The 15784-nt window shown below is 68.6% G+C and carries 14 protein-coding genes and 2 pseudogenes; 7 read left to right on the forward strand and 9 right to left on the reverse strand.

The genetic code is table 11. The features are described from left to right. Nucleotides 1-91: 91 nt before the first annotated feature. The gene (locus HW837_RS41145) at nt 92-625 is read right to left on the reverse strand and encodes a 2,4'-dihydroxyacetophenone dioxygenase family protein (RefSeq protein ID WP_045562193.1); all 534 of its coding nucleotides are present in this window, start codon (nt 623-625) and stop codon (nt 92-94) included. Between the two features lie 138 nt (nt 626-763). Then, the gene (locus HW837_RS41150) at nt 764-1594 is read right to left on the reverse strand and encodes a transglutaminase-like domain-containing protein (protein WP_045562192.1); all 831 of its coding nucleotides are present in this window, start codon (nt 1592-1594) and stop codon (nt 764-766) included. 83 nt (nt 1595-1677) lie between these two features. On the opposite strand from HW837_RS41150, the gene HW837_RS41155 reads away from it, so the two are divergent. The 7 genes and pseudogenes from HW837_RS41155 to HW837_RS41180 all read left to right on the forward strand — a co-directional run bounded on the left by HW837_RS41155 (nt 1678) and on the right by HW837_RS41180 (nt 8206). Next, a complete protein-coding gene (locus HW837_RS41155; RefSeq protein ID WP_313895655.1) occupies nt 1678-2652 on the forward strand; it encodes a hypothetical protein in 975 nt (324 codons plus the stop codon). 193 nt (nt 2653-2845) lie between these two features. After that, nucleotides 2846-3568: a hypothetical protein gene (locus HW837_RS41160; protein ID WP_193381786.1), complete on the forward strand. Its 723-nt coding sequence runs from the start codon at nt 2846-2848 to the stop codon at nt 3566-3568. 274 nt (nt 3569-3842) lie between these two features. Beyond that, nucleotides 3843-4574: a dienelactone hydrolase family protein gene (locus tag HW837_RS41165; protein WP_045562189.1), complete on the forward strand. Its 732-nt coding sequence runs from the start codon at nt 3843-3845 to the stop codon at nt 4572-4574. Between the two features lie 592 nt (nt 4575-5166). After that, nucleotides 5167-5406 (forward strand): annotated as a pseudogene (locus tag HW837_RS49255) (peptidoglycan-binding protein); the annotation flags it as partial. A gap of 117 nt (nt 5407-5523) precedes the next feature. After that, nucleotides 5524-5811, forward strand: a pseudogene (locus HW837_RS49260) (M23 family metallopeptidase); the annotation flags it as partial. A 236-nt stretch (nt 5812-6047) separates the two neighbouring features. Continuing rightward, the gene (locus HW837_RS41175; RefSeq protein WP_143110772.1) at nt 6048-6341 is read left to right on the forward strand and encodes a hypothetical protein; all 294 of its coding nucleotides are present in this window, start codon (nt 6048-6050) and stop codon (nt 6339-6341) included. Nucleotides 6342-6412: 71 nt separating this feature from the next. Beyond that, nucleotides 6413-8206 (forward strand): S8 family peptidase, encoded by a 1794-nt coding sequence (locus tag HW837_RS41180; RefSeq protein ID WP_159040965.1) that lies wholly within the window; start codon nt 6413-6415, stop codon nt 8204-8206. 153 nt (nt 8207-8359) lie between these two features. Here HW837_RS41180 and HW837_RS41185 read toward each other — a convergent pair whose 3' ends face one another. The 7 genes from HW837_RS41185 to HW837_RS41215 all read right to left on the reverse strand — a co-directional run bounded on the left by HW837_RS41185 (nt 8360) and on the right by HW837_RS41215 (nt 15784). Continuing rightward, nucleotides 8360-9577 (reverse strand): acyl-CoA dehydrogenase family protein, encoded by a 1218-nt coding sequence (locus HW837_RS41185; protein ID WP_045562185.1) that lies wholly within the window; start codon nt 9575-9577, stop codon nt 8360-8362. A 1-nt stretch (nt 9578) separates the two neighbouring features. After that, the gene (locus HW837_RS41190) at nt 9579-10583 is read right to left on the reverse strand and encodes a 3-hydroxyacyl-CoA dehydrogenase NAD-binding domain-containing protein (RefSeq protein WP_193382716.1); all 1005 of its coding nucleotides are present in this window, start codon (nt 10581-10583) and stop codon (nt 9579-9581) included. Continuing rightward, on the reverse strand, nt 10580-11326 hold the full coding sequence (locus HW837_RS41195) for an acetoacetate decarboxylase (protein ID WP_045562183.1): 747 nt from the start codon (nt 11324-11326) through the stop codon (nt 10580-10582). The genes HW837_RS41190 and HW837_RS41195 overlap by 4 nt, the downstream gene beginning before the upstream one ends. Before the next feature lie 7 nt (nt 11327-11333). After that, entirely contained in the window at nt 11334-12110 is a 777-nt protein-coding gene (locus tag HW837_RS41200) for a crotonase/enoyl-CoA hydratase family protein (protein ID WP_193382718.1), read from the reverse strand. Nucleotides 12111-12140: 30 nt separating this feature from the next. Further along, on the reverse strand, nt 12141-13316 hold the full coding sequence (locus tag HW837_RS41205) for a CaiB/BaiF CoA transferase family protein (protein ID WP_045562181.1): 1176 nt from the start codon (nt 13314-13316) through the stop codon (nt 12141-12143). Nucleotides 13317-13472: 156 nt separating this feature from the next. Beyond that, entirely contained in the window at nt 13473-14384 is a 912-nt protein-coding gene (locus tag HW837_RS41210) for a LysR family transcriptional regulator (protein ID WP_045562235.1), read from the reverse strand. A 281-nt stretch (nt 14385-14665) separates the two neighbouring features. Further along, the gene (locus HW837_RS41215) at nt 14666-15784 is read right to left on the reverse strand and encodes a fatty acid desaturase family protein (protein ID WP_193382715.1); all 1119 of its coding nucleotides are present in this window, start codon (nt 15782-15784) and stop codon (nt 14666-14668) included.

The following is a 15784-nucleotide window of genomic DNA, read 5'->3' on the forward strand; positions in this document are numbered from 1 at the left end:
GTCCGGGCCCGGAACCCGGGCCCTCGTCCGGCGGCGCCCGGCGACACCGTGTTACGGGCGGAGGCCGCTGTCACCGCCACGCGGGTCGAGGTCACCGGAACAGCGAGTCGACGTAGTCCGCGCCGATGCCGACCTTGTCGTAGTGGGCGCGGCACAGCTCGATGTAGTCGTGGACGTCGAAGTAGCCGTCGGGCCGGCCGTTCTCGTCCAGCCAGATCAGGGGCCCCTTGACGATGAAGAACGCCTTCATCGGCTCGTTGCTCTCGTAGGCCACGAGGGTGTGTCCCTCGCCAGGCGCCTCGTAGACGAAGTCTCCGGCGCGCGCGGTCCAGGGCCGCTCCAGGTATCCCCACTTGCCGGAGAGCGTGTAGGCGAACACCTCGTGCGGGTGGTAGTGCCGGTTGACGAGTCCGGCCTCCTTGGCGCGCAGGATGTCGGCCCAGGAGTTGTCCTTGACGTTGATCCACAGCGGGCGCGAGCCGACGGTCTCGCTCAGCGGCGCGTAGTACCGGTCGTCGTCGGTGGCCACCTGCGACAGATACACCTCCGGCAGCGCGTCCGGCTTCAACGAGTTCTGGATCGGCTTCAGCCCCTTCCAGAATTCGGACCTGGCTTCCTCCGGCATGCCTGCCTCCCTTTCGTCGTGGGTGGCCGACAGTGAACCCGAGAACCAGGGGCCGGGTCTTTCCTCCGGCAGACATCACCGATTGCCTGTTCGGGACATCCCCGCCGAGAGCTTGCCCCGGCCCCTCCCTCGTACCGGTCAAGCCGCGAGATGCGGCGGAACCGCCAGATCCCCGTGGGAGAACAGACGCGCCAAGGCGGCTGGATCGTCCTTGGCGCAGGCGTCGGCGACCTCATCGATCAGCTGGTCGTAGTCGGTGCCGGTTCTGCCTTCGTAGGCGGCGGTCATACGGCCCCACTCGTCCCAGTTGAGTGTCTCCTGCTTGCAGAGCGCGGCGAGGTCACGGACGGCGTTGCCGCTGATCTCGGCCGGTCCCCAGGCATGTTCGGTGCCGGCCACACCGAACAGGGCCGGGTCGATCGAGCCAGCGCGGTAGCGGAGCCACGCCTCGCCCCCGGTGAGGAACTCGTCCGGAGCGAGGTCGTCCGGACGGTCGACGTAGCCCTGGCCGAGATGCTCGGTGTCGACACGCACCCAGCGGCCGTCGTGGTCGTCCCGGTACTCGGTGATCCAGTGATCGACGCCGCGGCCTGTGAGGAAGTAGGTGCCGAAACCGCAGCGGGCCCGGGAGGCGATACCCCGTGCCCGCAGGATCGCGCAGGCGATCGTGGCGAAGTGACGGCAGGTGCCGACCACCCGTGTCTCGGGCGTTCGGGGCTGGTGAAGCGGGGCGGGGTCCAGAGCGGTCAACGCACTGATCAGCTCGCTGACCGGCCGGATGTTCTTCTCCGCGATCCGGCTCTCGGAAATCCCCGACGCCGCGGCGTCCGCGGGCTGGATGACCAGACCCTGTACGGCGGCACAGATACCGGCCGGATCCTCCGGCAGCCCTTCGAGGAGCCGGAGCTGGGCCGACTCCAGGCTTGTGAAGGGCCCCGGTCGAGCGTAGTCGAACACGTCATTGGCCATGACGGTGCAGCGTACGGGCCGGGACTGACACCGGGACAGGGCTCAGCCGTCGCCGAGGCCTCCGAGGCAATGAACGAGGCGCTGTGCTGAGGAACGTGCCGACGCACGGAGCCCTTGCGTTCGTGTCACGTACGGCTGGAAGTGCACAACCGATCGCCCTGGTATGGCTGGAAGACCACTGGAAGACGCTGAAAGACCGCCGTGAAGGTGTCATGAATCCGGCTACGGTCGGGCGCATGGATCGACTCTCCGAAATCGCCTTCCTCCTGCCCACGACGCCGGAATCGAGAGACTTCCTCGGCGGGCTGCGCTCGCTGCTGGCCGAAGTGGAGTACGCCGACTTCGCTGGGTCCACGGACACGGCGGGCGAGGTGGGTGGGGCGGTTGACCGGCTGACCCTCACCCCGCCACGCCCCGTCGGCGCCCTCCCGGTGACAACCTTTCAGCTGGCTGACGTAGCCGCGCCCGAAGTCGTGTTGGACACAGGCCACCGCATAGGTGTCCGTCGCGGTGACACGTCCGGTGCACAGCCCTTTTCTGTCGGCGTCACGATGGCCGACCTGACCCGGCGGCTGGCCGGGCACGTCGAGCGGGTCGACCACACGGGCGTGAACCTGCCCGCTTGCGCCACCTCACCCCGGCAATGGGAGGACCTCGTGGGCGCACTGGCCTCGGCATCCACCATGTACCGCTATCCCACCGGCGAGGCATGGCCGTTCGTCATCCCCTCCACATCGGAAGAGTTCCTCGGCGACATCCACGACTTCGTCGTCGGTCGCGAGCCGCGGTTCGAGCTGGTCCATGACCAGGGGACGACGCAGACGCAGTGGCAGTTCGCGCTGTGGACCGATCTGCCCCGCAGCCAACTGGAGCTGCTGTTTCCCGAGCCCGAAGGGATGGCGTTCCCCGGCCTCGACGAGATCTTCCGTACCGTCCCGGTCCGTCACTCCTGGCCGGGGCTCGGCATCCGATTCGACCTGTGCTACCGCATCGACGAGCACCCCTCCGACTGGGAGACCGGCGAATGGCTCGTCACCGAAGGCGGCCGTATCCGCTGACTTCGGCTCCTGGACACCGGTGACACCGGAGTGCGGAACCGGCAGGCGATGACGCATGGCCGGCGGTTCCCCGGGACGGGTACGACACGTACCGTTCGGCGCGTCCGCTGGGGTTCGGCTCGACGCATTCGTCGGTGGCGGCAACGACGAAAGTGAATGGCTGACGCCGCTGCAACGCGGTTACTGTGCGCGCATGTCGTACCGACTCGACGCTGTCATAGGTGACTTCGACCGCTTGCGGAGCTGGGCGGACGGAGTGACGGGAGCCGTGGTCGCCCCGCTCGCGCAGCGCCTGGGGCTGCTGCCGCTTTCCGCCGGGCTCCGCGGAGACCTGCCGCGCATACTGCGCGACCTCTCACAGAGCGGGCCGATGGCGCATGTGGAAGCGGACTTCTGGGGCGGCGACGGAGAGCAGACCGCCACCGTGTGGCGGGCTGGTGCACAGGAATGGGGGCCGGCGCATACCTCTGAGTTCAGCGGTTCGCGGGAGGACTGGCCCATCAACGCGGCGCTCGCCCGGCTCGGCGCGGCGCCGGCCGGTCCCGGCGCTCCGGACTACCGCGATCTGTTCATGGAAGTGGGCCTGGGCCAAGGACGGGACGAGGAGGACTGGCGGCGGGCCGCCGCTGAGTCCCGCGATGCGACCGACTACGACGAGTGGTACGCGAGCGAGCAGGCCCGACGCGAGTCCGCGGAGCGCGCGGCGGCCGAGCGGGCCGCCACTCAGCGGCTGCCCGACATCCCGGTGCCCCTCAACGGCAGGGAAATCAGCATCCTGCTCGGCATACCGCCGGGCCGCAGGATCGGGGCAGCCATCCGCCACCTCCAGCACATGCACGTCGACCGCGGGCGCCCGGTGTCCCGCGAGGAGGCCGAAGCCGCACTGCGGACCTGGGCAGCCCAGCCAGAGGTCTGACGCCCCCGCCACCACGGAAGGGCGGGCCGCCCGGCCCCTCCGCCTCTCGACAAGACGGGCGGCCGGCCCGGCGGCCTACGCTCCGTCAGCCAGGCCCACAACTGGCGACGTTCATGGCTGGACCCTGCCGAAGGCTGCCGTGATACTTTCGTGCCGCCGTGCATGACCGCGCAGCCAGGGAGGTGAGACCGATCAATACCGTGACACGTCGGGTCTCCCTTCCTCGCATGGCCTAGGGAGCACCCGCGATCCATCCTGAAAGGCTGGAATCGCTATGCACTTCACTTCTGAGATGCTCCGCGACTGCGTCCGCGAACAGCTCTTCGTCATCGACGACATTCCGGGCGTCCTGTGGACGCCGGGCAATGCCGCCGGTACCCGTCCCCTCATCGTGATGGGCCACGGTGGCGGCCAGCACAAGAAAGCACCCGACATCCTGAATCTTGCCCGCCGTTTCGTGACGGAGGCCGGGTTCGCTGTGGTGGCCGTCGACGTGCCGAACCATGGGGAGCGGCCCGCGGACGAGAAGTACCATCGCATCGCAGCCGAGAACCAGGCGCGTGTGGAGGCCGGGGAGGAGCCGGCGCCGCTCATCGCCGCTTTCCAGGCCCTCGTGGCCCGCCAGACCGTTCCGGAGTGGCGCGGGGTCCTGGACGCGGTCCAGCAGCTCGATGACGTCGGTGCCGGCCCCGTGGGCTACTGGGGAGTCTCGCTGGGATGCGGGCTCGGCGTCCCCTTCGTCGCTGCCGAACCCCGCATCCACGCAGCCGTGTTGGGCCTGGGCGGCGCTTTGGCCTCGGGTGCGGACGCGGCACGGATCACGATTCCGGTGGAGTTCTTGGTGCAGTGGGACGATGAGCGCGTGCCGCGAGAGCAGAGCCTGGCGCTGTTCGACGCCTTCGCCTCGGCCGACAAGACGCTCCACGCGAACCCCGGCAAACACGGGGAGATGCCCGCGCACGAGCTGGACAGTTCGCTGACGTTCTTCGCCCGCCACCTCACCTGAAACCAGCAGCCCTGCGGCGACCGGCACGCGCTGATCACCCCATCGAGTCGCCGTCAACACGTCTCCGGCGTGCACCTGGAGATCGCAGGGCAGACGGTATGCCCACATGAATCGTCCCCGGCTGAGCCTCGGTTCGAGCCGGTCCCAGGCTCGCCGGTCTTCCATGCGGGACACAAAACGTCCATCGTCGCGAGAATGCGCCTCCGAAAGGGCCCCGCAGTCCAAGCGCGTTGACGGACTGTCCGTCCACGCGCCCGAATGTCGCACATCGCCCGAGATTGCGCACGACTTCCAGCGGGCGCATGGTGGAAACAGAGTGGCTGTGACGGTAAGCCGCGCAATGTCCGGGAAGGTGCGCATCTTCCAGGCGGGTTCTCTGTCGGCGCCGGCCATGAGGTAGATGGATTCCCCGGCTTCTCCTCGCTGATCAAACTCGGTGCCAGAGCCCAGGTTCGACGTGGGCCGGCACCATCCCGGAGCCATCACCAAGATGTCCCTGCGTTTCGCGAAAAGTGGTTCAGTCGAAAAGCGGTTCAGTCGGACAGCGGCGAACAGTGCCGCAGTAAACATGAAGGGAGGGAAGGCTATGTCTGCATTGGCACCCTTCCCAGGAGCGACCTTCTTCCACAAGGGACAGCGCAGTCCCGTGATCAGCGCGATGGGCAAACGGCTCGTGGCGGAAGGATGCGGGAAGTACCAGTCCGGTCCTGGTCCCGAGTGGACCGTTGCCGATCAACAGTCGTACGCCGCATGGCAGCGCAAGCTCAAGTTCCAGGGGGCCGATGCCAACGGCATTCCGGGCAAGACCTCGTGGGACCGACTCCGCGTCCCGACAGCGCCCGCTCCTTCTCCCCCTGGTGCTCGCGTCGCGTCCCCCGTGCAGGGAAAGGGCGTCACCACCCCCTACCGGAAGAAGGGGCCCCACTGGAGCCTGGGTTACCACACCGGTGCGGACTACGCCGCTCCGGAGGGCACACCGTGTGTCGCGGTGCGCAGCGGTTCGATCGTCCGAAGCGGGAAGGACAGCAGTTTCGGCCTCTTTCTCGTGCTTCGCGCCGGCGGATCCGACTTCTGGTACTGCCACCTGTCCGAGCGAACGGTGAACAGCGGTTCCGTGAAAGCTGGGCAGAAGATCGGAGAAGTCGGCTCCACCGGCAACGCCACCGGCCCTCACCTCCACTTCGAGAAGCGTCCGGCCGGCGGCGGCTTCGGATCCGACGTGCGTCCCGACTGGTAGTTCTCAGACGCAGTCCGGTCCTCGTTCGCCTGCGAAGCGACCGATGATGCCCATGCACTTCACTACCGCCCTTGAGAGGGCTGCTCAAGGTGCGCCAGGGGCGAAATGGCGTGTGCCGCCCGCGATGCCTACGCTGGTATCAGAGGCAATGTGGCACGAAGGGTCGCCGACGTGAGAGCAATGTCGGCGCAACGAGTTCGTACGGACCGTGCCGCTCACCGGATCAGGTGGGGAAGATGCGCTCTCACAAACTTGGCTCCGCCGCGAGGCGCGCGCTGTCGGATGTCGGCGAGGCGGTCGACTCCACCCCCTTCCAGGTGCTCATCCGGGTGAAAGGCGAACCCGGTGAAGAACAGCGACGGCAGATCGCCGACGCCGGCGCACGGGTCGGTATGGCTGCGGGCGATGTCCTGACCGCGACGGTCGCCCCCGGCGACATCGGGCGCCTGACGGAGGTCGACTGTGTCGATTACGTGGAGCTGTCCGAACCCCTCCACCCCGAGACGGGCACCCGACCACGGAAATCTTGATCGCCTGATCGTTGTCGCCTGTCCTGCGAGGACTGGAGGGCTGGCGATGTTCGCCAGAGAGAAGGATGCTCATGCTCGACTCACGGCTGAAGTTCCTGCAGTCCCGGGCCGAGGACGGCCCGGCTGAGCTGGTGGGCCTGGAGGCCACCGGCCGTTTCGCGCTCACGACCGAAGGGGTGAGGACCCCTCGTGTGCGTGTACTGGTGCGCATGGCGGAGGGGCACGGCGCCGACGACCTGGCAGAGCTGTCGCAGCACATGGGACTGACGGTACACATCCGGGCCGGCGATGTGGTCGGCGGCGAGATCGGCATCGACCGTCTCACGGAGCTCGACGAGTCGGAAGCGGTCAGCTACGTCGAAGCGTCCCGACCCACTCTCACGGAGCTGGACGCCGCCGTGCCCGAGACCCATGCCGACAAGGTGCACACCGGACCACCCGGACTGCGTGGCGCCGGTGTGATCGTGGGTGTGGTCGACAGCGGCATCGACTGGCGCCACGGCTGCTTCCGGGACCCGACCGGGAAGACCCGCATCCTGCGCATCTGGGACCAGAACCTCACTCCTGAAGCGGGGGAAGCCTCACCGGCGCCGTTCGGCCATGGAGTGGAATACCAACGTTCCGCGATCGACGACGCATTGAGCTCCCCGAACCCGTTGGGCATGGTGCGGCACATGGACGACAGCGTCGGCCACGGCACCCATGTGGCCGGCATCGCCGCCGGTGACGGGTCATCGGCCGGGAACGGCCAACCGGAGTTCACCTTTGTCGGCGTCGCCCCCGAGGCGGAGCTGGTGGTGGTGGCCAACCGGGTCACGACCGAAGCCCTGGGCGATTCCATGGGTACGCTCGAGGCCGTCGGCTACGTCTTCAAGGTCGCCGAGACCCTCGGGCGTCCGGCAGTCGTCAACATCAGCCAGGGCGACAATCTGGGACCGCACGACGGGTCCAGCCTGCTGGAACGCGGCATCGACAACCTGCTCGACACTCCGGGGCGTGCGCTGGTGAAGTCCGCGGGCAACGCGGCGAACGCCGGCGTACACGCGACGGGGCAGGTGACGGAGGGGGACAGCGACGTCGTCTCGTTCCTGGTACCTGTCGGCGACGACACACCGGACACGCTGGACATCTGGTACTCCGGCGCCGACCGTATCTCCCTGCGGATCACACCCCCCAACGGAACGGCGAGCGTCGAGATCGACCCCGGCACCACCAGTACGGAGGTGGATCTCTCCGGTGGCAACAAGGCCTTCGTCGACTCCGTCGTGCACCACTCCCTGAACGGCGACAACCGGATCTACGTGCAGTTGAGCCCGGGAAGCCAGACAGCGATCCGGCCCGGCACCTGGAGCCTGACGCTCATCGGCCAGACCGTTGCCGACAGCGGCCGCTGGCACGCCTGGATGGAGAGGGGGCGGACCGTTCCCCAGTTCATCGGTGCGCACCGCAACGACGAGACCACCATCTCCGTGCCCGGGACCAGTCGGAAGGTCGTCACCGCCGCCTCCTACATCACCAAAGGCGCGGGACAGGGGAACCTTTCCACCTTCTCCAGCCGGGGTCCCACCCGCGACGGCCGCCACGCACCGACGCTCGCCGCACCGGGCCAGGCCATCACCTCGGCGCTGGTAGGAGCCGCAGGATCGAGCCAGTACCAGCCCATGTCCGGTACGAGCATGGCCGCACCGCATCTCACCGGGGTGTGCGCCCTCATGTTCCAGTCGAGTCCCACGCTGACCCAGGACGACCTCGTCCTGCTCCTGACCAGCTCGGCCCGGCTGGACCCGTTCACCGGCGGGGCACCCGGCGACGACTGGGGAGCGGGCAAGGTGGACGCCGCAGCGGCGGTCGACGCCATCCCTTGACCCAGAGCCGGCCGTCGGCGGTGAGGCCGACGATGTGCAGCCCTTCGGATGTCTGGCCGAGACTGGGATGCCAGCCATAATGCCCCGGGGCTCATGGCCCCGGGGCATTCGCGGGCGCGGTCCACCGTCAGACCGCCGGGTCTCGGCGCAATCTCACACGAAGGCGCTCTGCCCGGTGATCGACTTGCCCACGATCAGGGTGTTCATCTCGCGGGTGCCCTCGAAGGAGTAGATCGCCTCGGCGTCGGCGAAGAACCGGAAGATGTCGTGGTCCAGGAGGATGCCGTTGCCGCCGAAGATCTCCCGGCTCCAGCCCACGACCTCTCGCATGCGCGAGGTGACGAACGCCTTGGCCAGGGAGGAGTGTTCGTCGCGGTAGATACCGGCGTCCTGGAGGCGGGCGAGCTGCGCGAGCATCGCCCAGGAGGCGGTGACATTGCCGAGGCTCTTGACCAGGAGGTCCTGCACGAGCTGGAAGCCACCGATGGGACGGCCGAACTGCTCGCGCTCCCGGGCGTAGTCCAGGGCCAGTTCGTAGGCGCCGATCATGACGCCGAGCGCCTGCCAGGCCACCCCGGCGCGGGTCGCGCGCAGGATCTCGGCGACGTCGCGGAAGGAGTCGATGCGCTGGAGGCGGTTGCCCTCCGGGACGCGGACGTCGGTCAGGGTGATCTCGGCGTTCTCGACGATGCGGAAGGCGACCTTGTGTTCGATCTTCGACGGGGCGAAACCGGGGGTGCCCTTCTCGACGACGAAGCCCTTGACGTGGTTGTCGTCGACGTCCCGCGCCCACACGACGACGTAGTCGGCGAAGGTGGCGTTGCCGATCCACTTCTTGGCGCCGTTCAGGACCCAGCTGTCGCCCTCGCGCCGGGCGGTGGTGCGCATGCCGCCGGCGACGTCGGAGCCGCCGAGGGGCTCGGTCATCGCGAAGGCACCGATCTTGTCCATCGCGGCCATCGCCGGCAGCCAGCGGTCGCGCTGCTCCTGGTCGCCGCCGGAGTGGATGGAGTACATGGCCAGGCCGTTGTGGACGCCGAAGAAGGTCGACACCGAGGCGTCGGTACGGGCCAACTCCAGGGCTAGCATGCCCGACAGGAGGTTGCTCGTGGCGGGCTTGTGCTCGCCGTAGCCCTCGTAGGGCAGGCCGGCCAGGCCGCTGTCGCGGAAGAGGCCGATGAGCTGCGTGGGGAACTCGCCCTTGGCCCAGCTGTCGTTCACCAGAGGCTTGACCTCGTCGCGCATGAGGGCCCGGGCCTTGAGAAGGATCTTGCGCTCGTCGTCCGGGAGCAGCGACTCGAAGTGGTAGAAGTCGGCGGTCAGTTCGTCGGCGATCGGACCGGGGGCCGTGGGCTGTGTGGTGGTGGTCATCTCAGTTCTCCTCCTTCGAAGTGGTAGTCCGGGCCGCGCCGTCCAGCGCGTCCAGGACCGCCAGTTGCTTGCGGTCGCGCGTCTCGGCGAGTTCCGAGTACGTGGAGGAGCCGTAAGCCTTCTCGACGGCTTCGATGAGCCGTTCCTGTTGGTCGGGGGTCTGCGCGGGGCGGCGGCCGGGGTCGTCTTCCAGGGCCCGCATCGAGGCGCCGATGTGTGCGACGAGGTGCCGGTAGCCGCCGGGTCCTCCGCCGAGGTGGGCGCCGAGGAACGGGCCGACCGTGGCCCAGCGCGGGCCCAGCGAGTTGGTCACGACACGGTCCAGGTCCTCGGGGGTCACCAGGCCCTGCTCGACGAGGTGAACCGCCTCGCGGCTGAGCGCGTTCTGCAGGCGGTTGCCGACGAAGCCAGGGATCTCCTTGCGCTCGACGACCGGGGTGCGGCCGAGGAAGGTGTAGAAGTCCAGGGCGGTCTGTACGGCGTCCTCGCCGGTGCGTTCGCCGGGGACGACCTCGACCAGGGGGAGCAGGTGCGGCGGGTTGAAGGGGTGGCCGATCAGGAGGCGGGCGGCGTCCTCGTCGGCCAGCTCACCTGTGAACGCCGTGGCGGGGATCGCCGACGAGGAGCTGAGCAGCAGCGCGTGCCTGGGCGCCTCACGTACGACGGCGGCGAACAAGTCCTGCTTGAATGCGACGCGTTCGGGTCCGTTCTCCTGGACGACGTCCGCGTCCCGGACCGCCTCCGTCACGTCGGCCGCCAGGTGCACCCGGTCGGCGAGACCGCGCACGTCCAGGCCACGGGCGGCCAGATGCGGGGCGTACCGCGCCAGGGCGTCGGCGACGGCCTCGGCGAGGTCCTCGCGCGGGTCGCTCACCCGCACGGTCAGGCCGTGTGCGGCGAACAGGGCCGTCCAGGACAGTCCGATGGTTCCGGCGCCGATGACGGCGGCCCTCCGGAAGGCGGGCGTGCGGGAGGCAGGGGTGCGGAAGGCGGGCGTGCGGGTCATGACGCGACTCCCTTCAGGTAGTCGTGGACCGGCTCCACGCGGTTGAGCGTCAGGTCGGTGAGGATGTGGCCGGCGGAGACGATCTCCAGCACCGGCAGGTCCGCCAGCGGCGCGAGCACATGCTGGAACAACTGGAGCCGGGCGGGGCCGGTCCAGGCCCCCTTGACCGTGAGATCGGTGATGCGCGTCCGGACGAGTTCCTGCACGCGCGGCAGGCCGTCGTAACCGGGGACGGTCTTGAGCATGAAGGTCGGTACGGAGATCTGCGCCTCGGCCTCGCGCGGGTCCAGTTCATGGTGCTTGTAGCCCATGGTGGCCGTGGCGACCCGCAGCGAGCCGTGATCGAGGGTGCCGACGAGTGCGCCGGAGTCGACGAAGAGCGCCGGGGAGCCGATGACCTTCGGGTAGGCGGAGACCTCGCGGCCGGAGGCGGTGGCCGGGAAGTTGTCGAGATACATGGCGTGCAGGTACTCGCCCCGCTCGCCCTCGAAGCTGACGGGGATCGCCTGGCCGGCCTCCGTGTAGGGGCCGAAGCCGCTGACGTCGCCCATCTTCATCACCTCGAACCGGACGAGCGGCTCGTCGATCCGCAGGGGTTCGGGGACGACGGCCCGCAGGGCGTCGGGGTCGGTGCGGTAGACGATGTTGAGGTACTCGCGGTCGGTGAACCGCGGGACCATCGGCGCGTACGCCGGGCGGGTGAGCGGGGTGGTGAGGTGCTGTCGTACGTCCTCGGTCCTCATGCCGACCTCACCGTCCCGTCCAGCGCGGCGAACGGCGCTCGGCGAAGGCCGTCATGCCTTCGCGTACGTCGTCCGAGGCCATCAGGGTCTTCATCTCGCCGCGCTGGAAAGCGAAGGCCTCGGCGTCCGGGGCACCGTCGGCGGCGCGGACGACGCGCTTGACGGCGGCCAGCGCCAACGGGGCGTTCGTGGCGAGCTGTTCGGCCAGTCGCAGGGCCTCGGCGACGGCTTGTCCCTTGCCGACCACCCGGTTGGCCAGGCCCAGCTCCCCTGCGCGGCGCCCTTCGACGGGCTCGCCGGTCAGGAGCAGCTCCATCGCCAGGTGGTGCGGGATGCGCTTGGGCAGCCGGATCACTCCGCCGCCCGCCGCGATCAGGCCGCGCCTGACCTCGGGCAGTCCGAACCGGGAGTCCTCGGCGGCGACGATCAGATCGCAGGCCAGGGCGAGTTCGAAGCCGCCGCCCATGGCGAAGCCCTCCACGGCGGCGATGAGGGGCTTGGTCAGCTCGGCTTCCGTCAGGCCGCCGAAGCCGCGGCCCTCCACCGCGGGTGATTCCCCGCGCAGCGCGGCCTTGAGGTCCATGCCGGCGCTGAAGGTGCCGCCCTCGCCGGTCAGGACGCCGGCCCGCAGTTCCGGGTCGGCCTCCAACTCGTCGAGGACAGCGGTCAGTTCGGCGGCGACAGCGGAGTTGACGGCGTTGCGGGCCTCGGGGCGGTCGAGGGTGATGAGCAGAGTGGAGCCGATGCGTTCGGTGCGGACGACGGGAGTGACAGGGGTGTTCATCGGGGTGTTCATGGAGGTCTACCTGTCCGGTCAGCGGGTGGTGGCGGCGAGTTCGGCGAGGACGTCCTCGGTGTCCTGGCCCGCGACCGGGGCCAGGCGGCGGATCGAGCCGGGGGTGGCGGAGAACCGCACCGGGATGCCGATGGTGCGGACCGTGCCCTCGGTGGGGTGCTCGACGGTGTCGAGGAGATGGCCGTCCTGGACGTACGGGTCCTCGTGCGCGCGGTCCAGCTCCAGCACCGGAGCCATGGGGATGCTGTGCTTGGCGCACACCTCGGCCCACTCCTCGGTGGTGAGTTCCGGGGCGCACATGGCGACCAGCTGGGCCAGATCCTCCTGGTCGGCGCCGTCGATGGCCTCCCCGCCCACGCGCGGGTCCTCGGCGAGGTCCGGGCGTCCGGCGGCGGTGAAGAAGTCCCGGTAGTTGCGCGGGTTGTAGGGGATGACGCAGGCGAGGCCGTCCTTGGTGCGCACCGCCCGGTGCCCCTTGAGCATCGACAGACGGAAGCCGGTGGGGCCCGTCTCGGGCACATGGGTGTGGCCCGCGAGATGCTCGACCATGTTGAACGCGATCATGGTGTCGGTCATCGGGATCTCGACGAGCTGCCCCTGACCGGTCCTGTCGCGGTGCAGCAGAGCGGCGAGCACGCTGTAGGCGATGGTCAGCGAGGAGACCTTGTCGCCGATGATCGTCGGCAGGTAGACGGGCTCGCCCAACGCCCGGTCGGCGATGTCGACCAGGCCGGACGCGGCCTGCACGCTCTCGTCGTAGGCGGCGTTGCCGGCGCGGTCCGAGTCGCTGCGGAAGCCCTGGGCGTGCGCGTAGACGAGTGCGGGATTGCGGGCGGCGATGTCGTCGTAGGACAGGCCGAGGCGGTGCAGCGCGCCGGGGCGCATGTTGGTGATCAGCACGTCCGCCGTGTCGATCAGTTCGAGCGCCCGCTCGCGGTCGGCGTCGTCCTTGAGGTTGAGGGAGACGCTGCGCTTGTTGCGGTTGACGTTGAGGTTCAGCGGGGTCATGCCCGGCGTGGTGCGGTAGTCGCCGACGCGGACGGTGTCGGCGGGCGACTCGATCTTGATCACGTCGGCGCCGAGGTCCCCGAGGATCTGGGCGGCGTAGGGACCCATCACCACGGTCGACAGGTCGATCACGCGGGTGCCCGCCAAGGGGCCGGTGAAGGTGACGGTGTCTGCGAGGTCCGTCATGGCTTTCTCTCACTCCTTGCTTCGTCACGATGTCCGTGTATCTGCCAACTAAGTTACTTCGGAAGGCGTCGGAAATGAAGCTGAGGGAGTGACCGATAGACGAAAGACGGTATGACCGCAGCGGTCATACCGTCTTTCTCGGGGAATGGGTGGAGTTTATGAATGGAGAGGCTCGGCGAACACCTCGCGGACCGTGTGTACGACTTCTTGCAGGTCGCCGCTCTCTCCTCGATCCTTGCGCCAGAGCAGACCGGTCTCCAGGCGCGGATGGAAATCGGTGATCGGCAGGATCGCCACATTGTCCAGATGGAAATTCCTGACCGGACTCCTGTCGTCCAGCATGGAAATAGAGAAAGCGAGCCCACTGGACACTATCTCGGAAATTCCGTCGAATGTGGTGCTGCTGATCTCGATGCGCTTCTTGATGCCCAGCTCGGACAGTTGCTGATCGAGTCCGCGAAAGTACGCCGTGGTCACTCCTGCGGGGGAGACCACGTAGGAGAGGTCGGCCAGCTCGGTCAGGGCGACGGATTCCCGCCCGGCGAACCGGTCACGGGGGACGACCGCTCCGAGCCGCTCGGACATCACCGGCAGCAGCTCCAGCGCCGGGTCACCGCCGGCGGGGAGGCGTGCCAGGGTCAGCGCGAGCCTGCCGTCGCAGACCGCGTCGACGAGACGGTCGTTGCCGCCCGGCCAGCGCTTGATCTCGTACCGGTCGCCGAGGCGCTCGGCCAGGGCGTCCATCCGCTCCCGCAGATCTGGGTGGATGCCGGTGGGCACCCCGACCAGCAGGGTGGTCCGCTGCGGCCGTGCTGTCTCGTCCAGCCGCCAGCGGATGGAGTCCACCTGCTCCAGCACACCGCGCGCGATCGGCAGCAGCGCGTCACCGGCCGGCGTGAGGGCCACGTGGTGGGTGCTGCGGTCGAAGAGACGGTGCCCGAGTTCGTTCTCGAGATCCTTGATCCGTCTGCTGAGGGGGGAGGCCGCCATGTGCAGCTTGCGGGCCGCGGTGGAGAAGTTCAGTTCCTGGGCGACAGCGACGAAGTAACGCAGATGCAGGAGTTCCACGGTGCCCACGGTAGAGGGCTGCCGGGCGGGAGTGATCAAGGGCCTTGCCGGGCGGCCGGGTACGTGCCGGTACGGCCGCTCGACGGCCGACGCCCTGGAGCGGACACCACCGCGATGTCGCGGCCTGCCGTGACTGCCGCCCTCGCCCGACGATGCCGCTGTCGGTCGGCACCGGGGTCGTCGTGCGGCGACGGCGTCCGCCCCGCGGGGACGTCATGTACGGCCTCGCGGGACGGTTCTCTCCTCAAGTGCTTCCGACGGGTCCGCACCCGTGCCGGAAATCAGGCCGCGACGAGTTCCTGCTCGCGGTCCGGCGTCTTGACCTTGGGCTTCTTGTTCGGCAGCGACAGCCGGATGACCTTGCGCCACGCGGAGAACACCTGCTTGGGCAGCGGCCCGGTGACGTACTCCAGCTCGTACTTATCGAACAGCGCACGCACCTTCACCGCGACCTCGGCGTACCGGTTGCTCGGCAGGTCCGGGAAGAGGTGGTGTTCGATCTGGTGCGACAGGTTGCCGGTCATGAAGTGCATGGCCTTGCTGCCGCTGATGTTCGCCGAGCCCATCATCTGACGCAGGTACCACTGGCCGCGCGTCTCGCCCTTGATCGACCGGCGCTCGAAGACCTGCACGCCCTCGGGGAAGTGCCCGCACATGATCACCGAGTGGGTCCAGATGTTGCGGACCAGGTTCGCGGTGAACGTGGCGGCGAGCGTGGTGAGGAACGACGGGCCCGACAGCAGCGGGTGGATCACGTAGTCCTTGAGCACCTGCTTGCGGATCTTGCGGCCCACGGCCCTGGCCCGCGCGCGGAACTCCGGGTTGTTGCGGCGGCGCTTGTGCAGGTTCTTGCCGAGTTCCAGGTCGTACGCGGCGATGCCGTACTCGAAGAAGCAGGCGTTGATGAGGTTCCACAGCGGCTGGCCGAGGTGGAACGGGTGCCACCTCTGGTCCTCGTCGACGCGCATGATGCCGTAGCCGAGGTCGTTGTCCTTGCCGATCACATTGGTGTACGTGTGGTGCAGCTCGTTGTGCGAGTGCTTCCACTGGTCGGCCGGCGAGACATGATCCCATTCCCACGTGGTGGAGTGGATCTTCGGGTCCCGCATCCAGTCCCACTGGCCGTGCAGGATGTTGTGGCCGATCTCCATGTTGTCCATGATCTTCGCCACGGACAGGCCGGCGGTGCCGATGATCCACGCGGGCGGGAAGAACGAGAACAGCAGTACGCCCCGGCTGACCAGCTCCAGCTTGCGCTGCGCCGAGATGACCTTGCGGATGTAGGCGGCGTCCTTCTCGCCACGGTCGGCGATCACGTCGTCGCGGATCGCGTCCAGCTCGCGCCCGAGCTCCTCGATCTGCTCCGCGGTCAGGTGGGCGGTGGGGTCGATGGCGGTCAA

Source organism: Streptomyces caniscabiei, assembly GCF_014930365.1.
GTDB lineage: Bacteria > Actinomycetota > Actinomycetes > Streptomycetales > Streptomycetaceae > Streptomyces > Streptomyces caniscabiei.